Annotated in this window: 24 protein-coding genes, 1 other RNA gene and 1 riboswitch; of the genes, 9 read left to right on the forward strand and 16 right to left on the reverse strand. The window is 32.2% G+C overall.

What is annotated here, in order from left to right; all coding sequences use genetic code 11:
- Positions 1–599: 599 nt before the first annotated feature.
- The 3 genes from J2S72_RS02855 to J2S72_RS02865 form a co-directional block, all read right to left on the reverse strand.
- Positions 600–1,064 (reverse strand): transposase, encoded by a 465-nt coding sequence (locus J2S72_RS02855; protein WP_023055183.1) that lies wholly within the window; start codon positions 1,062–1,064, stop codon positions 600–602.
- Between the two features lie 158 nt (positions 1,065–1,222).
- A complete protein-coding gene (locus J2S72_RS02860; protein WP_023055176.1) occupies positions 1,223–1,717 on the reverse strand; it encodes a hypothetical protein in 495 nt (164 codons plus the stop codon).
- 15 nt (positions 1,718–1,732) lie between these two features.
- On the reverse strand, positions 1,733–2,257 hold the full coding sequence (locus J2S72_RS02865; RefSeq protein ID WP_307494957.1) for a YtxH domain-containing protein: 525 nt from the start codon (positions 2,255–2,257) through the stop codon (positions 1,733–1,735).
- 76 nt (positions 2,258–2,333) lie between these two features.
- On the opposite strand from J2S72_RS02865, the gene J2S72_RS02870 reads away from it, so the two are divergent.
- The gene (locus tag J2S72_RS02870) at positions 2,334–3,113 is read left to right on the forward strand and encodes a histidinol-phosphatase HisJ family protein (RefSeq protein ID WP_036739233.1); all 780 of its coding nucleotides are present in this window, start codon (positions 2,334–2,336) and stop codon (positions 3,111–3,113) included.
- On the opposite strand, the gene ssrS is transcribed toward J2S72_RS02870, so the two are convergent.
- Positions 3,112–3,293, reverse strand: a non-coding RNA gene (ssrS, locus tag J2S72_RS02875) — 6S RNA. The genes J2S72_RS02870 and ssrS overlap by 2 nt on opposite strands.
- A gap of 39 nt (positions 3,294–3,332) precedes the next feature.
- Entirely contained in the window at positions 3,333–4,211 is an 879-nt protein-coding gene (locus tag J2S72_RS02880) for an RluA family pseudouridine synthase (RefSeq protein WP_023055182.1), read from the reverse strand.
- A 66-nt stretch (positions 4,212–4,277) separates the two neighbouring features.
- Here J2S72_RS02880 and J2S72_RS02885 point away from each other — a divergent pair, with 66 nt between their 5' ends.
- Positions 4,278–5,078 (forward strand): NAD(+)/NADH kinase, encoded by an 801-nt coding sequence (locus J2S72_RS02885; RefSeq protein ID WP_023055180.1) that lies wholly within the window; start codon positions 4,278–4,280, stop codon positions 5,076–5,078.
- A gap of 35 nt (positions 5,079–5,113) precedes the next feature.
- Here the strand turns inward: J2S72_RS02885 and J2S72_RS02890 are convergent, their stop codons facing one another.
- A complete protein-coding gene (locus J2S72_RS02890) occupies positions 5,114–5,581 on the reverse strand; it encodes a hypothetical protein (RefSeq protein ID WP_307494958.1) in 468 nt (155 codons plus the stop codon).
- Between the two features lie 167 nt (positions 5,582–5,748).
- On the opposite strand from J2S72_RS02890, the gene J2S72_RS02895 reads away from it, so the two are divergent.
- From J2S72_RS02895 to J2S72_RS02905, 3 genes are read left to right on the forward strand one after another with little or no spacing between them, the layout of a single operon-like run.
- Positions 5,749–6,222 carry a QueT transporter family protein gene (locus J2S72_RS02895; RefSeq protein ID WP_307494959.1) on the forward strand — a complete coding sequence of 158 codons (474 nt, stop codon included), beginning with the start codon at positions 5,749–5,751 and terminating at the stop codon, positions 6,220–6,222.
- Positions 6,223–6,264: 42 nt separating this feature from the next.
- Positions 6,265–6,729, forward strand: coding sequence for an NUDIX hydrolase (locus tag J2S72_RS02900; RefSeq protein WP_307494960.1), 465 nt, complete (start codon positions 6,265–6,267; stop codon positions 6,727–6,729).
- Positions 6,726–7,907: an MFS transporter gene (locus J2S72_RS02905; protein WP_307494961.1), complete on the forward strand. Its 1,182-nt coding sequence runs from the start codon at positions 6,726–6,728 to the stop codon at positions 7,905–7,907. The genes J2S72_RS02900 and J2S72_RS02905 overlap by 4 nt, the downstream gene beginning before the upstream one ends.
- 99 nt (positions 7,908–8,006) lie before the next feature.
- On the opposite strand, the gene rpsI is transcribed toward J2S72_RS02905, so the two are convergent.
- The 6 genes from rpsI to J2S72_RS02935 form a co-directional block, all read right to left on the reverse strand.
- Positions 8,007–8,399 (reverse strand): 30S ribosomal protein S9, encoded by a 393-nt coding sequence (rpsI, locus tag J2S72_RS02910; RefSeq protein ID WP_023055337.1) that lies wholly within the window; start codon positions 8,397–8,399, stop codon positions 8,007–8,009.
- Positions 8,400–8,411: 12 nt separating this feature from the next.
- Positions 8,412–8,846, reverse strand: coding sequence for a 50S ribosomal protein L13 (rplM, locus tag J2S72_RS02915; protein WP_023055397.1), 435 nt, complete (start codon positions 8,844–8,846; stop codon positions 8,412–8,414).
- Between the two features lie 90 nt (positions 8,847–8,936).
- The gene (locus J2S72_RS02920) at positions 8,937–9,434 is read right to left on the reverse strand and encodes a phosphatidylglycerophosphatase A family protein (protein ID WP_023055322.1); all 498 of its coding nucleotides are present in this window, start codon (positions 9,432–9,434) and stop codon (positions 8,937–8,939) included.
- A complete protein-coding gene (locus J2S72_RS02925) occupies positions 9,434–9,955 on the reverse strand; it encodes a thermonuclease family protein (protein WP_307494962.1) in 522 nt (173 codons plus the stop codon). Before J2S72_RS02925 ends, J2S72_RS02920 begins: the two co-directional genes overlap by 1 nt.
- Positions 9,952–10,452 (reverse strand): hypothetical protein, encoded by a 501-nt coding sequence (locus J2S72_RS02930; RefSeq protein WP_023055331.1) that lies wholly within the window; start codon positions 10,450–10,452, stop codon positions 9,952–9,954. The genes J2S72_RS02925 and J2S72_RS02930 overlap by 4 nt, the downstream gene beginning before the upstream one ends.
- Positions 10,449–11,546, reverse strand: coding sequence for an FAD:protein FMN transferase (locus J2S72_RS02935; protein WP_023055395.1), 1,098 nt, complete (start codon positions 11,544–11,546; stop codon positions 10,449–10,451). The genes J2S72_RS02930 and J2S72_RS02935 overlap by 4 nt, the downstream gene beginning before the upstream one ends.
- 86 nt (positions 11,547–11,632) lie before the next feature.
- Here J2S72_RS02935 and J2S72_RS02940 point away from each other — a divergent pair, with 86 nt between their 5' ends.
- The 4 genes from J2S72_RS02940 to J2S72_RS02955 all read left to right on the forward strand — a co-directional run bounded on the left by J2S72_RS02940 (position 11,633) and on the right by J2S72_RS02955 (position 14,955).
- Positions 11,633–12,490, forward strand: coding sequence for a DegV family protein (locus tag J2S72_RS02940; RefSeq protein WP_023055339.1), 858 nt, complete (start codon positions 11,633–11,635; stop codon positions 12,488–12,490).
- A 51-nt stretch (positions 12,491–12,541) separates the two neighbouring features.
- Positions 12,542–13,603, forward strand: a complete 1,062-nt coding sequence (gene mnmA, locus J2S72_RS02945; RefSeq protein ID WP_023055392.1) for a tRNA 2-thiouridine(34) synthase MnmA — start codon at positions 12,542–12,544, stop codon at positions 13,601–13,603.
- 9 nt (positions 13,604–13,612) lie between these two features.
- Complete coding sequence (locus J2S72_RS02950) at positions 13,613–14,245, forward strand: 50S ribosomal protein L25 (protein ID WP_023055440.1); 633 nt, start codon at positions 13,613–13,615, stop codon at positions 14,243–14,245.
- Positions 14,246–14,364: 119 nt separating this feature from the next.
- Positions 14,365–14,955 carry an MjaI family restriction endonuclease gene (locus J2S72_RS02955; protein ID WP_023055375.1) on the forward strand — a complete coding sequence of 197 codons (591 nt, stop codon included), beginning with the start codon at positions 14,365–14,367 and terminating at the stop codon, positions 14,953–14,955.
- Positions 14,956–15,120: 165 nt separating this feature from the next.
- Here J2S72_RS02955 and J2S72_RS02960 read toward each other — a convergent pair whose 3' ends face one another.
- The 4 genes from J2S72_RS02960 to J2S72_RS02975 all read right to left on the reverse strand — a co-directional run bounded on the left by J2S72_RS02960 (position 15,121) and on the right by J2S72_RS02975 (position 22,320).
- Positions 15,121–16,161 (reverse strand): DNA-methyltransferase, encoded by a 1,041-nt coding sequence (locus tag J2S72_RS02960; protein ID WP_023055425.1) that lies wholly within the window; start codon positions 16,159–16,161, stop codon positions 15,121–15,123.
- A 181-nt stretch (positions 16,162–16,342) separates the two neighbouring features.
- A complete protein-coding gene (locus tag J2S72_RS02965) occupies positions 16,343–20,074 on the reverse strand; it encodes an S-layer homology domain-containing protein (protein WP_023055342.1) in 3,732 nt (1,243 codons plus the stop codon).
- A gap of 166 nt (positions 20,075–20,240) precedes the next feature.
- Positions 20,241–20,846: an ECF transporter S component gene (locus tag J2S72_RS02970; protein WP_023055385.1), complete on the reverse strand. Its 606-nt coding sequence runs from the start codon at positions 20,844–20,846 to the stop codon at positions 20,241–20,243.
- Positions 20,847–20,902: 56 nt separating this feature from the next.
- Positions 20,903–21,015, reverse strand: a riboswitch (FMN riboswitch).
- Between the two features lie 84 nt (positions 21,016–21,099).
- Positions 21,100–22,320 carry a dicarboxylate/amino acid:cation symporter gene (locus J2S72_RS02975; RefSeq protein ID WP_023055332.1) on the reverse strand — a complete coding sequence of 407 codons (1,221 nt, stop codon included), beginning with the start codon at positions 22,318–22,320 and terminating at the stop codon, positions 21,100–21,102.
- Positions 22,321–22,383 lie beyond the last annotated feature (63 nt).

Here is a 22,383-nt window from a genome sequence, read left to right on the forward strand (position 1 = left end):
TGGAATCCACGAAGGAACGTGGGGTAATTTTGTGCGAAGAGGTTTCAAAAGATTAAATATTTGCAAGCGAATGTAGGGACCAATTTATTGGTCCGCCGCCGTTAGGCGAATTATTTGGAGATAAAATAAAAAAATGAGAAAGAATAAATGCAGATTAAATATAAATTGAAAAAATTTAAAATACAAAATAAAAATAAAAATTTAAAATAAATTTTTATTCAAATGCAATATTTGTTCTCTCACCCAATTCACACGGACCGGTAAACCGGTCCCTACAGCCAGAATAAAGTTTGTGGCAAGGGATGAGGATTATTTAAAAAAAGAATTTTAAACCATTGTAGGGACCAATTTATTGGTCCGGTGGCGTATGGCGAACGAATTGAAATAAAATAAAAAATGAAAATGAAAATTTATAAATAAATGGTTTGTTGAAAAAATTTAAAACAAATATTAACTTTGTTTTCACACCCAACACACGGACCGGTAAACCGGTCCCTACATGCCCATATAATATTTTAAAACAAATATTGATTTTGTTTTCTCACCCAACACACACGGACCGGTAAACCGGTCCCTACATGGTTTATTTAAAATTAATTTTAATCGACAAACAAAGAATCCAAATACCACCTTTTGGGATTGTTTGAAATATATTCCCGTATATTCATGAGATCTTCATCATTTCTTACAATGTGATCATAAAAATTCTTTTGCCAAAAACGATTGTCAAAAATCTCTCGAGAAAACAATTTTGTAGAAAAAACCTTAAAAAATTTAACAATCTCAATAAGATCAAATTCATTATTTTTAAAAATTAAAAAATGAAGATGATTGGGCATAATGACATAAGAATCAATAGAGGAACCTGGAAATGATTCACAAAGAGCAGAAAAAGAACGAGCGATAATAATATCCGAATCGTTGGAGGGCACAAATGTTTCTTGAGAAATTTCTCCGAGCAAATTTCTGCGACCATTTACACATAGGGTAATAAAATAAAATGTTGGGGTTTTATAATCAAAGCCTTCAAGATGCATAGGCTTTCTTTTGGGAAATTTATCCATAATTACCTCCAAAAACAAGGAAATTATAGCATAAAACGGTGTAATTTTAAACCATTGTAGGGACCAATTTATTGGTCCGGCGGCGAAGCCGAATTATTTAAAATAAACAATGATAAATAAAAAAAAGGCATATGTTAAATATGCCGATTTTTTTATTTTTATTTACCGAAGAGAGTTGTTTTTATTACTTCTATTACTTCTTTTAAAATGTAGAAGTAATCAACTACGTTGTTTGCGTTTAAGTGGATTGTTTTGGCGGTATCGCTTACGGTATCTGTTACGTTTGAAACTGCTCCTGTTACTTTATCTGCTGCAAGGTCCAGGTTTCTTGTTACGTTATTTACTGTATTTGATACTCCTCCCACGCTTTGGGCAAGTTTTTCTACTTCTGGTTTTACGTTTGTCAAAAGCTCATTGGCTTCACTGGAAATAGAAGATACATTAGCAGTGATTTTTATTGCGTCATCAGAAATTGCGGGTATTTTTTTCATTGTATCGTCTATTACATATTGGTTCTTTTCTACAATTTCTTGAACTTTTCCCAATATTCCCAGGACTTTTTTAAGGACAAGGGCTAAGAATATCAGTGCTCCTGCTCCCGCTAAATATAATATAATTCTGAGCAAATCTTCTAAAGTAATTGTTGCTCCCATAATTATAGATTCCTCCTATTTCTTAATGTCTTTTTTTACTTCTTTTGCTCCGTCTTTTACGTCTTTTTTTACTTCTTTTGCTGCTTCTTTTACGTCTTCTGCTGCTTTTTTACCTTTTTCTTTTACTTCTTCTGCTTTTTCTTTTACGTCTTCTTTTGCGTCTTCTGCTTTTTCGGAAATAACTTCTCCTATTGCTCTTGCTTTATATTTTGCATTTTCAACGGCATCTTTAAAGTCTTCTTTTGCATCGCTGGCTTTTTCTTTTAAATCGCCCATGATTTTTCTGCTTGTTTCGCCTGCTTGATATGCTTTATATTGAACTGAGTCTGCAAGGTCTTCTACTGAAGATTTTACGTTTAGTGCTGCGTCTTTAGATTTTTCTGCTATTTTCTTTCTTGTTTTATCGCCTGATTCAGGTGCAAATAAAATTCCTGCAAGTCCTCCTAGGGCTGCTCCTGTTAAAACTGCTCCTGCCTTTTCTGCAAGTCTTTTTCTTTCTTGTTCTCTTCTTTTTCTTTCAAAATAATCAAAAATTCCCATGTTGGGCCTCCCTTTTAATATGTGATATTATTTATTTACCCAATATTATCAAATTCAAACGATTAAGGAGTTTTTTATGAAATTATTTGATTTACATTTACATTCTAATTTCAGCTTTGATTCTGTGGAAGATCCTGAAAAAATTGTTAAGAGTGCTATTGCTAAAAATGTTGAGGTTATGGGTTTTACTGATCATTATGATATTTTTTTAGGTGATAAAGAGCCTTGTATGTACAATTTAAATGATTATTTTAAGGAGATTGACAGGCTTAGGGATAAGTATTCTTCAAAGATAAAAATTTTAAGAGGGATTGAAATAGGTTTAAATTTAAATTTTAAGGGCTTTATTGATAGGTTAATTGATCTTTATCCTTTTGATTATGTTATTGGTTCTATTCATGGTATTTACGAGGATGATATTTTTGAAAATAGGGATAAGATTGAAAAAAATCCGCATTTTTGGCTTAATAAATACTACGATTACATTTTAAAGTGTCTTAATTCTTTTGATAATTTTAATATTTTAGGCCATTTGGATTATATAGATAGGTATATTGATTTTAAATATGATCCCTATGATTATCTTGATAGGGTTGAAGAAATTTTTAAGCTTTTAATTAAAAAAAATATTGCTCTTGAGATTAATACTGGTGGTCTTAGAAAGGGGCTTAATTTTCCTCATCCTAAGAAGGTTTTTTTGGACAGGTATTTTGATCTTGGGGGAAGATTTTTAACTCTTGGAAGTGATGCTCACAGGGCTTCTGATGTGGCGTGTGATTTTGATTTTGCTCTTAAGTATATTTCTGAGTATCCTGGGGAGCTTATTTATTTTGAAAGGGGAAAGATGATTAAATAAAAATTCCGCAATGCCGTATGCTCCATTAATTCAGACCCGCCCTAGTTGTTAGGTGGGTGGCCTGCCTAATATCTCTAAAGTCCCCGCAGGGCATTTTATCCTTATTAAGACGACGGCCTCCCGGATCTTTTCTGTCGGTTGAATTAAATGAAGTTTTTATTTCGCACATCGCAGAATCTATTTTTATTATAATTCATCAATTAACTTTTTACAAGTTTATTACATTATTAAGGTCTTCATATCACAAGGTAATTCTCCTTTTATTTCAAGGATTTTATTTGTCCTTGGATGGTTAAATTTTAAGTAATAGGAGTGCAGGGCTTGTCTTTTTATTAGGGGTGATGGATTTCCGTAAAGGGGATCTCCAACAAGGCTATGACCTATATAGTTTAAGTGGACTCTTATTTGGTGAGTTCTGCCTGTGAAAAGCTGAACTTCTGCCAGGGTCATATTGTTAAAGGTTTTTATGGGTTTTACAAGGGTCTTTGCGTATTGGCCTCTTTGGTCTACTATTCTTTTTATTCCGTCTTCTGAACGCAAGATATTTTTTTCAATTATGGTTTCTCTATCTATTACTCCTTCTACTATTGCCATGTATTTTTTTATGATTTTTCCTTCTTCCATTTGTTTTGCCAGTTGGGAGTGGGCGTTGGAATTTTTTGCCACGATTATAAGTCCGCTGGTATCTCTATCTAATCTATTTACTAGTCTTATTTTTCTTTTTATATTATTTTTTAAAAAATATCCTGCTAAATAGTTTGAAAGGGTTCCCCTTTGTTCCACGTTTACTGCGTGGGCAATTATGCCTGGTTCTTTGTTTACTATTAAAAGGTCATTGTCTTCATAGACTATATCAAGTTCTTTTTCTTCAGCTATGGCGTTTAATTCTTCTTCTTCAATTTTTATGGAGACTATATCCCCTGGTTTTAAGTCAATGTTTTGAAGGATAAGCTTACCGTTTACAAATATATTTTTTTCTCTTACGCTTCTTCTAATGTATCTTGATGACAAGTTTATTTTTTTTAAAAATTCTTTATTTTTCATAGCTTTATCAACTGTAAAATGATAAAAGTTAAAATCGTCTTTTAATATATCCATATCCACCTCTTTATTTTTTGCAAAAGTTACTATATTATATACTTTAGTTAAAGTAAAGGTGAAAAGATGTCAAAAATAATTAATATTATTTCAAATTACAATTTTGAATCAAAAAAAATCTCTTATGAAATTTATGAAAAACTAAAGGAAAGGGACTACTTACCTTCTACAACTTTCAATCACAAGGCTGAACTTACAATCTGCATTGGTGGAGATGGGGCTTTTATTAAGTCTATTCACAACAACAATTTTCCTCAGATGCCTATTGTGGGAATTAATACTGGTCACTTGGGATTTTTTCAAGAAATTTTACCGGATCAGATAGATTGGTTTTTGGATCAATATGAAAAAAAGGATTATGAAATTGAAGATTTAAAACTTGTTAAGGGTGATATTTATACAAAAAACCGAGTTATAAATCTTACGGCTTTAAATGAAATTGTCCTAAAGGCTCAACATTCAAAGACTATCCACATAAATGTTTTTGTACAGAGAAATCATGTTGAAAAATTTTCTGGTGACGGAATTTTAGTTTCAAGTCCTTCGGGCTCTACTGCCTATAATTTTTCAACGGGAGGGTCTATTGTTTATCCAACTTTAAATGTTTTACAAATGACTCCTATCTCTCCTGTTTTTTCTGCTGCCTACAGGTCCCTAATCCACTCTGTAATCGTTCCTGGAGACCATGTGATAAGTTTGGTACCTGAAAGAAGATATTCTAACTCCTGCCTTGTTCTAGTGGATGGAAATGAATATAGTTTTTCAAATTTAAAAAGAGTGAATTTAAAAATTTCTAAAAATTCCATAAAAAAATTAGTCCTCAATAAGGATTCTTATTGGGACAATTTGAAGAGCAAATTCTTATAAAAAACCTCTCTATATTTTAAGATAAAGAGGTCTTTTTAATCTTTAAGTTTATTTTTTTCGTCTTTATTTTCTTTTAGGCTTTTTTTATTTTTTTCCTTTTTAAAATAAACTATCAAAGCTATTAAAACAAACCAAGAAACTGCATAGGAAGCAACTTCACCTAAGACAAAAAATGAAACCAGACCCAATAAAACTATTTGCCTATTGTCTAAATTAAAGGGAAAGGATTTTTCTTTTTTATTTTCCACTTCTCTTGCATCATAGCTTATATTTTGAGGAAAATTATTATCCAAGACTTCCTTAAGGTCTGACATGTCTCCAAATTCATTTATAATTTCAAAAAAGGCATCTTCTTCTCTATTTGATATTTTTATTTTTTCTTCCATGCCTAAGTTCATATTTTTTTTAAGTTCGGCTTTTATATTTTTATTTTTTTGAGTTTCTGGATAGCCTAAAAAAATATTGTCAATGTAGGTGTTAATTTCATTAAATTCTCTATACATGGTCTCTCCTCCATAAATCTTCAATTTTATTTAAACACAAAGTTTTTTTAAAGAAAAGATTTTAATTTTATTTTTACTTATTTCTTATATTATATTTACACTTTTTATATCTTTTTCATTCATTGCAAAAGGAACTTTTTTTTGTTACTATTTTAAATGGTGATATTATGAAGACAAAAGATTTAGCAAAAAATGCCATAGTACTCGCTTTTTATATGTTGCTTATAGGTTTAAACCCCTATGGGTTTTATATGTTTCAGTTAAGAATTGGTGAGGCTCTTTCAGTCCTTCCTTTTTTTAACAGAAAGTTTGTGCCTGCCTTAATTTTAGGTGGAGCTCTTGCAAATTTTGCATCTCCCCTTGGCCCTATTGATATGATCGTAGGTGGTTCCTGTGCAATTATAACTTATGCTTTAAGTAAATTTATAAAAAACGTCTACCTTAATTCTTTAATCTTTAGTTGTGTATCTGGACTTTTAGTAACTTTAGAGCTTTTTAAAACTGGAAACCTTGATATGAGTATGAAGCTTCCTTTTTTAATAAGTTTTGTAAGTATAGCTGGTTCTACTTTAATTGTTACAAGCCTTGCTTGTTTTATAATTAATAAAACTAAGTTAAAAGAATTAATAAAAAACAACTAATCCTTGATTATCAAGGATTTTTTACATAATTGGGAAGTGTTTATGAAAAATTATTTTACTCTTGCCTATATAAGAAATTTAGAAGATAAGGAAAAATTTTTATTTTTACTGAGAAATAAAAAGAAAAATGATATAAATAAGGGAAAATATATTGGCATCGGCGGTCACGTGGAGGAAGGTGAAAGCCCTGACCAAGGTATTGACAGAGAAATATTTGAAGAGACTGGTTTAATTGTTAAAAATAAAATTCACTGTGGAAGTGTTTTTTATAGGGATATTTCCGGCTACCATGAGACTATGGAAGTTTATTATGTTGATGATTATAAGGGGGTTTTACATGAGTGTAATGAGGGAGATCTTCACTGGCTCTATCCCCAGGAATTTATGGATCTTCCCCACTGGAAGGCTGATGAAATATTTTTAGACTATGTTTTTCAGGGGAAAGTTTTTTCTAAGATGAGTTTTCTCTATGATAAAGACAACTTATTGGAGGTTGTTAAAGAATGAATAATACAATAAAATTTCCAAAAGAAAAATATTTAATGACTCAATTTTTCTATTGGATGATTATTTGTGCCGTTCCTACTTTTATGAATGCCTTTTTAACTGGAAGAAGTATGAGTCCTACTGAAATTGGTATTGTTACAGGTTTTGGAAATATAATTGCGGTTTTTTTGCAGCCGAGCATAAGTCACATGGCTGATAAGTCTAAAAGATATAATGTTAGAGATTATCTTCTCTTTCTTTCTTTTTTAGGAATTTTTATGGTTGGTGGAACTTTATTATTTAAGGATTTTTACTTAACTTTTATTTTTGCCATGCTTTCTATTACTGTTTCTCAACTGATTTTTCCTTTAATAAATGCTCTTTCTTTTTATTACAAGAAAATTAATGTAATTATAAATTATGGTCTCAGCCGTGGAATAGGTTCTATTTCCTTTTCAATTACTTCTGTAATTTTAGGAAGACTTGCTCTTAAAAATACTGAGTCCCCTATGATTTTTGGACTTTTTCTCTATATTGGGATTTCAATTTTACTGATTTTTCAAAGTTTTAAAAATGTTAACCTAATAAACAATGAAAGCTTTGATGAAAAAAAGGTTGAAAAGAACAATAATTATATTTCAAGAAAAAATTTAACTTTATTTTTAATTGGGGTTGCTGGTCTTTACACTTCTTATATGTTTTTAATAAATTACATTTTTCAAATTGTAAAAAACATAGGGGGAACTAATAAGGACGCAGGCCTAGTCCTTGCTATAGCTTCTATAATAGAGTTTCCTGCAATGTTTGCTTTTTTAAAATTAAATAAGAAATTTAAAATTCAAAGTATTTTAAAATTTTCAGCTCTTATGTTTGCTTTAAAGGGAATTTTAACTTACATGGCAACTAATGTGGAATTCTTATTTTTAATACAAGTAACTCAGGCTGTGGGCTTTGCCCTTTTTACTCCAGCTTCAGTTTATTTTATGGATCTTGCAGTTTCCCCTAGAGAGGCTACAAAGGCTCAGGGTTTTCTTTCCAGTGCCATAACTCTTGGCAGTGTTATAAGTGCTTTTGTTGGAGGTGTGTCCATAGATCTTTTTGGACCTTCCCATGCAATTTTAATTTCCACTTGTCTTGCCCTTTTAGGCAGCGGTCTTATCTTTATCTCTATTAAAAATTATAAATTAGATAGAAATTAAAAAAATCACAAAGTTTTTCTTTGTGATTTTTTTTATAAAGTTTTTATTATAAAATAAAAAAACCTTGGAAGTTGGTGATTCCAAGGTAATTTTTGTATCTTATCTCTTTGAGAATTGTGGAGCACGTCTTGCTTTCTTTAAGCCGTACTTCTTTCTTTCTTTCATTCTCGGGTCTCTTGTTAGGTAGCCCGCTTTTTTTAATAGACTTCTGAAGTCTGCGTTTACTTCAAGTAAAGCTCTTGCAACTCCATGTCTTACAGCTCCGGCTTGACCTGTAAATCCACCACCGTGAACTTTTACTATAACATCATATGAGCCGAGAGTTTCTGTTAACTCAAGGGGAGATTTTGCAACTGTTATTAAAGTATCGTAGTTAAAGTAGTTGTCTAAATCTCTTCCGTTAACGGTAAAGTTTCCGTTTCCGGGAATAAGTCTAACTTGAGCTACAGAAGATTTTCTTCTTCCTGTTCCTCTATATTGCTTATTGTCCATAACTACCTCCAATTAAAATTCGTATACTTCAGGTTTTTGTGCTTCGTGAGGATGATTTGGTCCTGCATAAACCTTTAGTTTTGTATACATTTTTCTTCCCAATCTGCTCTTTGGTAACATGCCTTTTACAGCAAGTTCAATGATTCTTTCAGGATTTTTTTGAACTAATTGTTTATATTGGATTTCTCTTCTTCCTCCCGGATATCCGGTGTGATATGCGTACACTTTTTGATTCCACTTGTCACCTGTTAGACGAATTTTATCTGCGTTAATTACAATTACAAAGTCGCCTGTATCAACATGGGGTGTATAGATAGCTTTGTGTTTTCCTCTTAATAGAGTAGCTACTTCAGTAGCAAGTCTACCTAAAACTTTATCTTCGGCATCTATAATATACCATTTTCTTTCAACTTCATTAGCTTTAGCCATAAAGCTCTTGCTATTCATGAATTTCCTCCTGTGTATAAAAAATTTCCGGGGCTTTTTAAACACTATTGATTATAATAGAGTGTTTTTATTCATTTGTCAAGATATTTTTTAACCTATATTTTGATGAGCAACTCTTGATGCTGCTGCGGCTGCAATAGCTGCAACTAAGTCGTCTGCGAAGGTTGTAACTTCATCTGAAGTTTTTTTTCTGTCATCAAGTTCTTTTATTATTCCTATTTTTTCCTTGTCAAGATATCCAAAATTTGTAAGTCCTATGGACCCGTATAAATTTACTATTCCAAGGGGCAATATTTCGTCTATACCGTAAAGGCCTTCGTCGTTAGAAACTATTGATTGAAGAGGTTCGTCTAAATTTTTTTCCATTGCCATCTTATCAAGAGCAAGGCCTGTGAGAACAGCATGAACTACTTCTCTTTTTCCCAAAACCATTTCAACGGATTCAAGGCAAATTTCATAAGTTACATGAGGGCTATAGGGAATTTGAAGATCATAAACTATTTTTGCTATGTCTGAAATTTCTATTCCTCTTTCTTCTAATCTTTCCTTTGTAATTTTTACAAGTTCTTCCATTTTATATTTATACATCAGTTACCTCTTGTGCTCCCTTCTTCTGAATTTTTCCACATTCCGACTTTTTCTTTTTTTGCTTTATCTTCTATTTCTTTAAAATATTTTTTGTATTTTATGTTTGGCTTAAAGGTATAGACCCTTGCATAGCCCTTTGCTAAAAGTATTCCTTCAAGGGTATTCTTCTCAATTTCTTCCCTATTTATTTTTTTAGGTTTTTTTAGCCAAACATATCTTAAAAGTCGATTATATTTATCCCTTTCTTCTATGTCCTTTTCAAAATATACTTTTTTATTTAAAACAAGGCTTTTAGTTAAGTCTTTTGCCTCATGAGAAAAGTCTTCTTTACTTTTTAATTCTGGAGTGTTTACTCCTATAATTCTTATTTTTTCATTGTTTGCCCAAATTGTATCTCCATCAGATACTTTTGTTACGGTATAAGCTTCAAATTGCCCTAAAGAGGGACTTAAAAATAAATTTATACCGTAGGCGAGAATAATTAGAAAGACTAAAAATAAAAGTTTTTTTAATCTATTCATATTTTTCTTCTTCTTGCTAAATTTCTTTTTCTTATAAGCTTTTTTCTGCTAATTTTTATGGAAATTCCATAAATTAAACCTGGCAAAAAGCTTAGTAAGATTAAACTTACAAAGCTTTCTTTAAGTTTTAAGAGTCTAATAATATAGAGCTGGGGAAATAAAAACACGTCCATAAAAATTCTGAATCCGCTTCCTCCTGGTCCTGCTTTAAAAATATTTTTTCCCAGTCCTAAAAAGGCAAATCCCATAGTGATTAAACCTATAAAGACAATTAAATTTCCCGCAAGAAAATCAAAGTTTTTATTTTGCCTTTTGCTCATAGCCTTTGAAAAGTTAAAATACAAAAAAATCACAAAAGCTATAAGGACAAGTCTGAAAATAAAATTGCCATATAAAACCCCTGTCAAACTTGGGCTTAAATTTATAAAATAAGCAAGAACAAAAAGGATAAGTCCTAAGAAAATATGAAAGATAAGGCCTCTTATATTATTTCTCATTTTTGTCCCCTATCTGTCAACTCTTGAGCACCTTCCATCATATAAGTTTTTGAATCCTTATCAATCCAAATTCCCAGAGCATTCTTTTCTTTTAAAAGTTTTTCTCCTTCTTCAATGGGAAGTAAAAAGCAAGCTGTAGATAAAAAGTCACAAAGGCCTGAATCTTTTGCAATAATTGTTACTGATTTAAAATCATGGGCAGGTTTTAAAGTTAATGGATCAATTATGTGGCAATATCTTATTCCGTCCAAATCAAAATATCTTTGATAATCTCCACTTGTTACAGCTGAAGTGTCATTTAAATGCAAAACTTCAGAAATGGAATCCATTCCGTTTGTATTTTCATCAACATCTGGGTTTCTTACTCCTATGGCAAAGGCTGTTTTTCCACTATCATTTTTTGGGAAATCTCCAATAATTCTAACGTTACCTCCGGCACTTATTACGCAGTGCTTTACCCCTTCTTTAATTGCTTTTTGAGCTACCAGTTCTGTTGCATATCCCTTGGCAACAGCACCTATATCCATTTTCATTCCCTTTTCTTTTAAGTAGATAGAAGATTCTTCATCATTAAGCACAATCTTATCCATACCTAAAAGGGGTCTGAGAGCTTTTAGGGCTTCCTCTGTGGGCAGATAAGATCCTGTTAAGGCTTTTACCTCTTCTTTTGTTTTTCCTTCGTTATAGAGGTCCCTGTACTTTGTCCAAAGGTCCACAACAGGTCCTATGGATATATCAACCTTATTTGACAGTTCTTTATTGTAGGTAAAAGTATCCTTAATAAGTTTATAAGCTTCAGGGCTCACTTTTACAGGAGCGAGCCCTGCATTTTCGTTGACGTTACAAAAATTGTTTATTCCGTCATACTTATTGTATCTGTCAAAGAGTTTATTTAATCTTTCAAATTCGTTTTTTATAAGTTCAAGTTGTTTTTGACCTTCTTTTTCGTTTTCTGTATAGACACTTACATCTACAACAGTGTCAAAGGTGTCGAAAAATTGGTCTGAATATTTTTCAAGTTCTTTATCCTTATTACAGGCTGTAAAAAGACTTAAAGATAAAATTAAAGATATTAAAATTATTATTTTTTTCATGCAATCACCTTTTTAATTTTAACATTTACTTGAAACTTAAACAAGAAATAAGATATTATGTGATTATATTAAAAAAGGAGAAAAATATGTATTCAATATATGCAGACATGGGTGGAGATTTCAGCCAAGATATAATAGACAAAATAAATATTATTCCTATGGATATCATTGTTGACAAAGAAACAATTTTAAATACAGATGATTTTAAAAATTTAAGCAGAGAAGAATTTTTGGAAATATTAAAAAACAAGGATATGTCCACTTCAATGATAAATTCTTTTACATTTAAAGAATACTTTAAGAAATCTCTGGAAGAAGAGAAAGACATCTTATATATATGTCTTTCTTCAGGGCTTTCAGGTCAGTATTTACAGGCTAAAATTGCAGCAGATGAACTTTTAAAAGACTTTCCTCAAAGAAAAATAGAAGTTGTAGATTCCCTTGCAGCAACAGCAGGTCTTACAATTCTTGCTGAACATGCCCTTAAAAATAGAGATAAAGAAATCCCTATTGAAAAAAATGCCGAAATTTTAAGAGAAAAAGCAAAATTTTTAAAACACATATTTATTGTAGACGACTTATTTCATTTGCAAAGAGGCGGTAGGCTTTCAGTAACGGCTGCCCTGGTGGGAACAGCTATAAAGATAAAACCTATACTAAGAGTGGATGCTGAGGGAAAGCTTACAGTAAAAGAAAAAACTCGAGGCATTAAGAATGCCTATAAAAAATTAAAAGAAACATATTTTGAAGATAGAAATTTGAATTCAAAAGAGCTTTTTATATCTCAATGTGCTAATGAAGAGGGAGCCCAAATACTTAAAGAAATGATCTTAGAAAAAGATCCCGATGTTAAAATAGAAATCATCGAGATGACACCTATAATTTCTATACACACAGGTCAAGGTTTACTTACAACAATATATGAAGGAAGCGAGCCTAACTAACTTTTAAAATATGGATTTTTATTGTATAATACAATTTGTTTAGGTGATAAAATGGAAAAGAAAAAAGTAGTCCTTGGAATGAGCGGCGGAGTTGATTCTTCAGTCTCTGCTTATCTTCTAAAAGAAGAAGGCTATGATGTAATCGGAGTCTTCATGAAAAATTGGGACGAAAATGATGCTGAATGCACTGCTACTGATGATTATTTAGACGTTATAAAAGTTTCGCAGGAACTGGGAATCAAGCAGTACACAGTGAATTTTGAAAAAGAGTACTGGGATAAAGTTTTTTCTTATTTTTTAGAAGAATATAAAAAAGGAAGAACCCCTAACCCCGATGTTATGTGCAACACTCAAATAAAATTTAAAGCTTTTCTTGACTTTGCTATGAAGTTTGATGCAGACTATATAGCTATGGGACATTATGCAAGAACCAAGACTGAAAACGGAAGAACCTATCTTTTAAGAGGCCTTGATAAAAATAAAGACCAGAGCTATTTTTTAAGCAGAGTAAATGAGGAAGCCTTAAAGAAAACTATTTTCCCTATTGGAAATTTAGAAAAAAATAAAGTTAGAGAAATTGCAGAAAAATTAAATTTGTCCACAGCTAAGAAAAAAGATTCCACTGGAGTTTGTTTTATAGGCGAAAGAAATTTTAATGAATTTTTAGACAAGTTTTTATTTACAAAACCCGGCGACATTGTTGATGTTGATGGAAATATAATCGGCAAACACTCAGGCCTTATTCATTACACAATAGGTCAAAGAAAAGGAATCGGCATAGGCGGTGTTGGAAGCGGAGAACCTTTTTTTGTTTGTGATAAGGATTTAAAGAACAACAGGCTTATAGTAGCTCAGGGAGTTAAAAATCCTCTTCTTTACAAAGATGAGTTTACTGTTGAAGATCCCTTTTTCATAACTGAAAAACCGGACTTTCCCTTTAAATGCACTGGGAAAATTCGTTATAGGGCACCTGATGAAGAAATGACCATCTATAAGGACGGTCAAGATTTAAAAATTAAGTTAAAAAATCCGTTAAAAGGAATTACTCCCGGACAAGTATGTGTCTTCTACAAGGGAGAAGTTTGTCTTGGATCGGGTATAATAAAAAATTAGGAGGATATTATGAAATTAAATTTTACAAAAAGAGAGGCCTTTGGTAAAAATAAGGTCGATAAACTTAGAGCACAAGGTCTTGTCCCTGGAGTTGCATACTCAAAGGGAGAAGAAGCAATTCACGTATATGCAGTAGAAAAAGATTTAGTAAAAGCATATCAAAATGCAGGTCTTTCAAACATTATAAAGGCTGATTTTGACGGAGAAGAAAAAAATATTCTTTTTAAAGACGTTCAAAAACATCCCTTTAAAAATCAAATTATGCACTATGATATTTATCTAATAGATATGAATCAAAAAATCAAAGTTGAAATTCCTGTTGTTCTTGAAGGCAGAGATAATGTAAAAGTTCAACCTTCAGTATTGATGCAAATACTTGATACAGTTGAAATTGAATGTTTACCTGCAGATCTTCCAAGTGAAGCTCTTGTAAAAGTTGTTGATATGCAAATTGGCGATACAATGACAGTAGAAGATCTTGACATAGCTAAAAACGAAAAAATCGAAATTCTTACAGATAGAGATGAAATTGTGGCTACTTTAAGTGCTCCTCAAGAAGAAGTTATTGAAGAAGAAACATCAGAAGCATCAGTTGAAGTTCCTACAGTTGCTGAAACTAAAGAAAAAGAAGAAGAAGAATAACAAAGTTAAAGCCGTCTTTTTTAAGGCGGTTTTTTTATTTTCCCATCTTTCTTGTTTAAGAAACCATAGACTTATATAATATTAATAAAATAAGTCAAAATTTTTAAGGAGGATTAAAGATGAATTATTCAATGAATAATAAAGATATTAGCCTGTATAATGATAAGAGTCCCTATTCTTTTCCCAAATACACATCTCAATTAATTAACTGGGCTAATCAAAATGCAAAGGGAACCCGTCCAAATGTTGTAGGTCAAATGTCCAATCTCTTTTTGGAATTTTTAGAATCCGGCGATGAAAAGACCATAGAAGGCTGGAAGTCTTGGTATGAAAATCTAAATCCCAATGCCCGCAAAGAAGCAAGTGAAAAAATATGGCTGCAGATAAACAATCTTCGCAGTGCCATTGATCTTATTGATAAAGCCATGGTAGAAGACTGGGTTGAAGATCTTCTTATCTACAAAACATTTAACGGACTTTATTTTCAAAAAGTAATCTTGGCTTTTCTTGCAGAAAAGAAAAACACTTCCTATCGTTTGGCAAATCCTCAAGAAGAAAGCCAAGGTATAGACGGATATGTTGGAAACACCCCCTATTCTGTAAAACCCTTTAGCTATAAAACTATGGGCCGTCTTTCTGAAGTAATAGATGTGAAAATGATCTATTACAACAAGACAAAAACAGGTATAGAAATAGAAGTGGAAGATTAAAAACACTTTGACTTTTCTATGTAAAGCCAAATTTTATTTATATAGGCCTAATTTAAGGAAATTTCCTGGTCAAAATAAATTTGATTTTATAAAATTTATAAAAAATCACAAAAATTAGCGGACAAAAGCAAAATAGCTCTTATCCGCTAATTTTTATATAAATAATTAACTTTTATCCTTACCATATTGGCAGAAAAATACATTTCCCTCTTTTTTAATTTCAGTTATAGGATTAATTTCAATTTTCTTTTCCTGCTTTGTTTTTACAAGAAAACCATGATGATCATTAAGATAACATTTTTCTTTTTTTTCCTCTTTTAAAGAATCAATAAAATTTAAATGTCTTTTAATTCTAGTATCAATAATTTGATTTAATTCATCAAGGCTCCTATCCATATTATTTAAAGCCATATCTGCAATAGCTTCGTCAATCTCAACTCCAATACTGTTCCTATTTAAAATCATACAAGCAAGGTTAGTTGTTCCAAGGCCTGCAAAGGGATCTAAAACAGTGTCCCCCTCCACTGAATACATGTTTATCAATCGAAAGGGTATCTCCAAAGGAAAAGAAGCATTTCTATCACGACCATTTTTTGCTGAAAGAATAGTTTGAGAAGTTCCCTTAACATCCCAAAGATCAGAAAACCAAACATTTCTCTCTTCCCAAAAAAAAGCACTTTTTTGTCTTAATAATTTTTCTTGACCCTTAAAAATTCTCTTGCCGCCCTTTCTAAAAATCAGAATATATTCATGCTCATAAGTAACATAAGCACCAGCAGGATACATTCCAGAGCCCATAAATTTATTAGGAGAATTGGACTGCTTTCTCCAATGAATATCGGGAAGAAGACTATAACCCATTTCAAGAAAGGTATTAATAATCTGAGTGTGATTGGAAAAAAGTTGAAAATTATCTCCTATACTTCTTGTTGCATCTCCTATATTAATGCAGACAAAACCATTCTTAGCAAGAACCCTGTCACACTCTTCCCAAGTTTTTTTAAGGACCTTATGCATTTTAAAAAAAGCGCCCATCCCATCTTCAGATTGTAAATCCTTTTCAATTTCTGGATCCTTTTTGCTAAACATTTCATCCCACATTTTTATCATGGGATAAGGAGGCGATGTGACAATTAGATTAACTGACTCATCTGATATTTTGTCCATTTTTTTGCTATCTCCAAGAATAATTTCATGTTTTGTCATTTATCTTTTCCTCCTATTTTTAAGCTTTATTTTAAAGTAGGTAAATTTTTTAATTTATTTTTGCCTTAGACTAATTTTAAACTATTAATTTAAGTCTGCCAAGGGATTAAGAATATAAGAAAATAAAAAGACCTCGACTAATATATAAATCTTAGTCGAGGTCTTATAAAATTTTATTTTTTTACTTTAATAAACTTTTATCTTCTATAATTTTTAACCAAATTTCATCCTTTAGATTTGATTTTCTCTTAAATTCATGACTGTTTGCAGCTTCCATAAGTTCGTAATAAGCCCAGTGCTTTTTATTTAGGTCTTTGTACTTTTCCAATAGAGCTTCATTTAAATCAATATAAGCCCTATCTGGAATTCTATTAAAAATACTGTTAAACATTATAACTGCTTCAGCTCTTGTTATATTGTTATCTGGTTTAAATGTTCCGTCGGAATATCCTACTATTCTTCCATTTCCAAAAGCCATATTAATTTCTTTTTCGTACTTATGGCCGATTATGTCAGGGAAATCTGATTTTGCATTATTTTTTTCATCAATGGCAGCGAAAAGTTTTGCCATTTCTCCTCTTGTTATAGGATCATTGGGTCTTATTTTATTTTGATTCCAATCTAAAAGTCCAAGTCTTATTCCTTCATTTAGAGAAGCTATATACCATTGTCCTTCTTCAACATCTTCAAAATCAGGTTTTACCTTGTTATTTGCAGAAATTCCCTTTAATCTTACTGCTATTGCCACAGCTTCTGCCCTTGTTATATTTCCTTCAGGTTTAATATTGTTATCAGGATAACCGTAAATATATTTTATATGGTTTTCATAATGATCATCATCATGATTATTATGATCTTCACTTATTATAGTGAATCTTCCTCCAATCTCCCTATCTTCTTTAGGCTTTTCAGGTTGAGGTTGAGGTTTTGGTTCAGGCTTTTCAGTTTCTTTTAAAACTATGTTGTCATCAGCCATTTTGCTTAAATCTTTTTCTTCTTTAAATTCAAGAGTTTTTAAGCCTTGAGCTAGATCTTTTCTAACCAAAGCTTTCTCTTTCGCTGTCTTTCCTAAAGAAGCATTAGACTTATATAGAAGAATGCCAAAATCTCTTTCAAATACACCGTCATAAGCTGGACCTTTCTTTAAATCTTCATCAATAAGATCACTGTAATTTTTATTTTTATCAACTTTTAATATTCTATATAGAGGAGTTGAATTTTCTGTCCTATATTTTATTCCCTGAGGATTTCCATCTTTATCTTCAGCTTTTTCATAAGAATTTATGGTGTTTTCTTTAAAAATATCAACGTGATATTTTCCGCCCTTGACTAAAATATTCTTATCTCTGTACTCTTCATCTCCACCGGAAAATACTTTTGCCTTGCCTACATATAAGGCTCCATCGTTTTCTAAAAATATACTACTTATAGGATCTTTTCCAAACCAACCTTTAGGTGTAGTATAAGACATAACTTGTGGTGTGAATTGACCTTGTCCGTCAATTATAACTTTACCACTTGCTGATATGGCATAGGCTTCAGAGGATCGCCCTGAGAATCCTCCACCTCTAGTTCTTGGATGCATTTTCTCCTTATAAGCTTCTATATAGGTTTGATAAAGTTTATTACCAGCTTCAATTTTACCTGCTTTTATAGTGGCATTTCCTACCATATAAAGGCCTGAACCTGCTTGCCTATTAGTTTCTTGATCTGTAAATCTACAACCTCCACCAAAAATTGTAGGTTCCGTTCCGCTTGCTTCATCACCTTCAACAACTAGGTTATTTACATTGGCAATGGCGTGACCTGACTTTGTGGAACTTCCTCCGCCATAAATTTGTGCTCCACCCTTTACAGATAGATTTTCTCCTCCGTCAATGGCGCTTCCTGCCGTAAGTCTGTCGGCAAATAAATATCCGTTCCGAGTTATATTAGTGGATGAACCCCCCGTTATTAAAGAGTCACCTATAATTTGAATGTCTGTAGCACCCTTTATCCCTGCTCCGGCAATTCCATTACCTTCACACCTACCTGAAGTATCACAATTAGATGGGACAGTTAATATATCTCCACCGTGGACTTCTGAGTTTTCAATATATACACTGACTACATTTTCAAGTCCGTAGCCTGCAGATACATTTTCTTCAGCAAAGCTATTGCTGTGTTTGTATACACTTTTATTTCTCAAGTATTTTATAGGTCCATAGCCTTGAACCACTGCACCATTTACAAGTTTAACTTCACTTGCATCTTTTATACCAGAGCCAAATCTGTATAGGTCTTTTTTTGAACCATTATCACTTAATATGTTAGATATTCCTCCACCGGAAATATTAGCTCCGTCAACTAAGACTTTACCCAGAGTTCTAATACCTGCAGCCCCAACCTTAGGTGCTATTTCATTGTCGCTATACCCTTTATTAGATGTGCTTGATCCAGGTGTAGGACCTTGAATAGAGGTGTTTGCTCCGTAAACATTTACATCAGCCTTTGAGTCTATAAGGGCTTCTGATGTATTAAAGAAGTGAAAACCGCAACCTATTGATAAAGGATCGGTTTGACCTGGCATTCCCAAATTCAATGTTCCAGTTCCCATTTCTATAACAGGTGAATGGGGAAGCTTGTACATAAAGTCTGGATCAGCTGAACCACTAGGCATAGTGTCATTAGCTCCCTTGTCTATAAAGTTTCCTCTATAGACATTTACCTTAGCGTTTCCATTAGCAAGGATAATAGGCCCATAGAAGTTAGTAAATCTTTTCCCACTGAAAAAATTTTCGGATTCTGTATTACCATTTGAGTCTATATATTTTATATTACCACCACCGGTTATGCTATTCATTTTTTCCTTATCGCTATCATTTAGACTTGGAAATTCTTTTGTGGCAAAGTCTAATTTACCTCCATCATCTTCAACTTCAATAGTACCATAGTAAAACTTTTCTCTTTTGCTCTCGTTTACAGATAAATCAACTCCGTTACCTGGAGCTATTTTATTGTATCCGGCACACTTGATATTAATATTTTTCCCTATTATTGCTCCTTGACCGTAGCCTCCTGCACCTCCTGAAATAACAGTAGATGTAGAATGATATTCATTTTTTTCTCCTGAAAGGTCTACGATTATATTTTCACCCTTTAATCCATGGCCGCCTTGGATATTATCTCCTAGGCCATTACCGCCTCTTATATAAAGGCCCTGATCAACGGTATAAGGGGAAGGTTTAAAGTCTAAATTAGTTTGATCAACTTCAATATCTTTAGCAACAATGGCATCTGCTCCCCTTTCTGTTGAAGAATCTCCCCCTATAATTCTGCTGTAATATTTTAGCTTAACTGTTACAGGATACCCATATTCATTAATTTCACCAGTTTCCTCCTCACCAGTATAAGACATAAGATTTTCTATTTTTACTGAACTGTTAGGTAGATAAATAGCAGGCTTGCCATTTTGTCCCGAAAGATTCATCCTCTCAGTTAAATAAAGATTCCCTTCGCCTGAAATTACTGCTTTGTCTTCAGGTCCCTTTAGATAAAGGTGTCCCTTCAGAGTAAGAGTTTTTTCAGAAGCTATATTAAAGCTTATATTTGATATGTAAACAGCCCTTGCTCCCTCTGTTGTACCCCATCCATAAGCAGCTTGTTTTGGGTCTGATGACATAATGGTAATATTACTATTTACATTAATTAGTCCAAGGGAAGAAAAGTCATTACCTCCTGGCTTAAATTCATTTCTGTTATAAAATTTTACAAGGTCTATAACATCTCCATTCTGTGCATTTTCAACCATGTTTTTAAATTCGTCCATGTTTTGTGGCTCAAGAGTTGCTGCACTTACATTTTGTGGCAAAATAAAAGTTAGTGCAAAAACTGCTAAAAACATAAAAACAAATTTTACATTTCTTACTTTCATAAAATCCTCCTCATTTTTGTCTATATTGATATTAAATTTATATTATCATATTAAAAATTTTTTTACAAAGGCAAAATAGCCATGATCTTATGCTTTTTAATTTTATTTTTTTAAATAAAAAACCGTAAGTTTAAACTTACGGTTCTAATTGATTTTTTAATTTTGTTTAGTCTTTTAGAGCAGGTCTTACGTGCTTATAGATAAAGATTGTAAATATCGCAGTTATCGTTCCTTTTACAAGGTTAAAGGGCAAAACTACATAAAACATAATGTCTTTTAAGTCTTTAACATTTGCATTTATTTTTGAACACATGGAGATTATTGCTTCCATTGGCATTATTTTCCCATATAGGGGAAAAATAAAGAAATAGTTTGAAAGCATTGCTAAAGCTGTCATGGTTATTATTCCCAAGGCTAAAGATCCTATTGCTCCTTTAAAGGTTCTATGTTTTCTATAGAAAAGAGAGGCTGTTACTGCAAAGGCACTTGCAACGATAAAGTTTGAAAGTTCTCCTACAAGTCCTGTGTCAGATCCTGCAATAATTATTTTTAAGATATTTTTTATTAAAGCTGTAATAACCCCATATACAGGTCCCATGGTAAAGGCTCCTATTAAAACCGGCATATCCGAAATGTCAAGCTTCATAAATGAGGGAGCTATAAATCCTAAGGGAGTTTTTATGTTCATAAGCACAAAGGCTATTACTGAAAGAACTGCAACTCTTGTTATGTTTCTTGTTTTAAATCTGCTTCTTACTTTTACTTCGTTCATATTTATTCCTCCTTAATTTTAAGGGCAATAAAAAAAGCCCAACTTCCGGGCATACAAAAAATCTTCTTTCATCCGGACTATACCGTCGGTATCGGAATTTCACCGATTCAGTTAAAACTCGCGGACTATAACCGCCGGTGAGGATTTACACCTCGCCCTGAAGATAAGTTTATTATACAACAAAAGTAGAGAATATTCAATCTCAGTTAAATTTTAAGATTAAATATTCTCTTAATAAGTCTTTATTTATTTTTTATTTTACATCTTCTTCTGTGCTTGGTTGGTATTCTACGTTTCCATTTCTTCCTGGAACTTTATTAAATATTCCTGTTACCATTAAGGCTATTGCTCCATCTCCTGTTACGTTACATGCTGTTCCGAAACTGTCTTGAAGGGCAAATATGGAAAGCATTAGAGCTGTTCCTGTGTCGTTAAAGCCCAAAATACTTGTTATTAAACCTAAAGATGCTACTACTGTTCCTCCGGGCACTCCTGGTGCTGCTATGGCAAAAATGCCAAGTAGGGAAATAAATAAAATCATTGTTGATATTTCTGGCATTTTTCCGTACAAAATTTGTGATACAGTCATTACAAAGAATGTTTCTGTTAATACTGAACCGCAAAGGTGGGTGTTTGCACATAGGGGTACTACAAAGTCCCTTATTTTAGGATCAAGGACTTTTGATTTTCTTGCACATTTTAAGGCTACTGGAAGGGTTGCCGCACTGGACATGGTTCCTACTGCTGTGAAGTATGCTGGTGGATAGTGTTTAAATACTTCTCTTGGGTTTGCTTTTGATATTGCTCCTCCTATTGAATATAAAAGGGTCATCCAAATAAAGTGTCCAACTATTACAATTAAAATTACTTTAATAAATACTGGAAGTTCATGAATTATTGCTCCTTCATAAGCAAGTTCCGCAAAGGTTGTTCCAATGTATAGGGGAAGAATTGTTATTACAACTTTATCTACTATTGCAAGAACTATGTTGTTAAATTCAAGCAAAAGTTTTTCCCATGTTTGAGATTTTGTCCAAAGTACTGCAAGTCCTATTAAAACTGATGTTACAAGGGCTGTCATAACTGGCATTATGGGAGCTATTTGAAGTTTAAATATTGCTTCTGGGATCTCATTTCCTGCCCCTACATTGCTTGCTATATTAAGATGGGGAATTATTATTCTTCCTGCTATTAAACTCATTGTTGCTGCACCTACTGATGATATGTAGCAAATTAATAGGGTTACTGATAAAATTTTCCCTGCTGAATCTTTTAAGCTTACTATAGCTGGTGTTATGAATCCTAAAATTATAAGAGGAACAATATATCCTATTAAATCTCCAAGTATCCTCTTAATTGCATCAATAACTGCTATTAACCCTTGGTTTGCCATTTGGCCTACTATAATTCCTATTGCTATTCCAAGGATTAATTTAAATACTAAACTGTTAAAAAAACTTTTTTTCTTTTCCATTTTTTTACTCCTTTCTAATTTTATTTTAGCATGTTAATTTATTTAATCAATGAAAAAGTTTTC

Source organism: Peptoniphilus koenoeneniae (assembly GCF_030812875.1).
GTDB lineage: Bacteria > Bacillota > Clostridia > Tissierellales > Peptoniphilaceae > Peptoniphilus_B > Peptoniphilus_B koenoeneniae.

Excerpts from the sequence above, each read along its gene's own strand:
- J2S72_RS02930 (WP_023055331.1), bottom strand. The coding sequence starts at position 10,452 with ATGAGAAATAATATAAGAGGCCTTATCTTTCATATTTTCTTAGGACTT.
- J2S72_RS02975 (WP_023055332.1), bottom strand. The coding sequence starts at position 22,320 with ATGGAAAAGAAAAAAAGTTTTTTTAACAGTTTAGTATTTAAATTAATC.
- J2S72_RS02925 (WP_307494962.1), bottom strand. The coding sequence starts at position 9,955 with ATGAATAGATTAAAAAAACTTTTATTTTTAGTCTTTCTAATTATTCTC.
- J2S72_RS02860 (WP_023055176.1), bottom strand. The coding sequence starts at position 1,717 with ATGGGAGCAACAATTACTTTAGAAGATTTGCTCAGAATTATATTATAT.
- mnmA (WP_023055392.1), top strand. The coding sequence starts at position 12,542 with ATGGAAAAGAAAAAAGTAGTCCTTGGAATGAGCGGCGGAGTTGATTCT.
- J2S72_RS02905 (WP_307494961.1), top strand. The coding sequence starts at position 6,726 with ATGAATAATACAATAAAATTTCCAAAAGAAAAATATTTAATGACTCAA.
- J2S72_RS02920 (WP_023055322.1), bottom strand. The coding sequence starts at position 9,434 with ATGTATAAATATAAAATGGAAGAACTTGTAAAAATTACAAAGGAAAGA.
- J2S72_RS02865 (WP_307494957.1), bottom strand. The coding sequence starts at position 2,257 with ATGGGAATTTTTGATTATTTTGAAAGAAAAAGAAGAGAACAAGAAAGA.
- J2S72_RS02880 (WP_023055182.1), bottom strand. The coding sequence starts at position 4,211 with ATGGATATATTAAAAGACGATTTTAACTTTTATCATTTTACAGTTGAT.
- J2S72_RS02895 (WP_307494959.1), top strand. The coding sequence starts at position 5,749 with ATGAAGACAAAAGATTTAGCAAAAAATGCCATAGTACTCGCTTTTTAT.
- J2S72_RS02950 (WP_023055440.1), top strand. The coding sequence starts at position 13,613 with ATGAAATTAAATTTTACAAAAAGAGAGGCCTTTGGTAAAAATAAGGTC.
- J2S72_RS02870 (WP_036739233.1), top strand. The coding sequence starts at position 2,334 with ATGAAATTATTTGATTTACATTTACATTCTAATTTCAGCTTTGATTCT.
- J2S72_RS02935 (WP_023055395.1), bottom strand. The coding sequence starts at position 11,546 with ATGAAAAAAATAATAATTTTAATATCTTTAATTTTATCTTTAAGTCTT.
- rpsI (WP_023055337.1), bottom strand. The coding sequence starts at position 8,399 with ATGGACAATAAGCAATATAGAGGAACAGGAAGAAGAAAATCTTCTGTA.
- J2S72_RS02900 (WP_307494960.1), top strand. The coding sequence starts at position 6,265 with ATGAAAAATTATTTTACTCTTGCCTATATAAGAAATTTAGAAGATAAG.
- rplM (WP_023055397.1), bottom strand. The coding sequence starts at position 8,846 with ATGAATAGCAAGAGCTTTATGGCTAAAGCTAATGAAGTTGAAAGAAAA.
- J2S72_RS02855 (WP_023055183.1), bottom strand. The coding sequence starts at position 1,064 with ATGGATAAATTTCCCAAAAGAAAGCCTATGCATCTTGAAGGCTTTGAT.
- J2S72_RS02940 (WP_023055339.1), top strand. The coding sequence starts at position 11,633 with ATGTATTCAATATATGCAGACATGGGTGGAGATTTCAGCCAAGATATA.
- J2S72_RS02970 (WP_023055385.1), bottom strand. The coding sequence starts at position 20,846 with ATGAACGAAGTAAAAGTAAGAAGCAGATTTAAAACAAGAAACATAACA.
- J2S72_RS02885 (WP_023055180.1), top strand. The coding sequence starts at position 4,278 with ATGTCAAAAATAATTAATATTATTTCAAATTACAATTTTGAATCAAAA.
- J2S72_RS02890 (WP_307494958.1), bottom strand. The coding sequence starts at position 5,581 with ATGTATAGAGAATTTAATGAAATTAACACCTACATTGACAATATTTTT.
- J2S72_RS02965 (WP_023055342.1), bottom strand. The coding sequence starts at position 20,074 with ATGAAAGTAAGAAATGTAAAATTTGTTTTTATGTTTTTAGCAGTTTTT.
- J2S72_RS02960 (WP_023055425.1), bottom strand. The coding sequence starts at position 16,161 with ATGACAAAACATGAAATTATTCTTGGAGATAGCAAAAAAATGGACAAA.
- J2S72_RS02955 (WP_023055375.1), top strand. The coding sequence starts at position 14,365 with ATGAATTATTCAATGAATAATAAAGATATTAGCCTGTATAATGATAAG.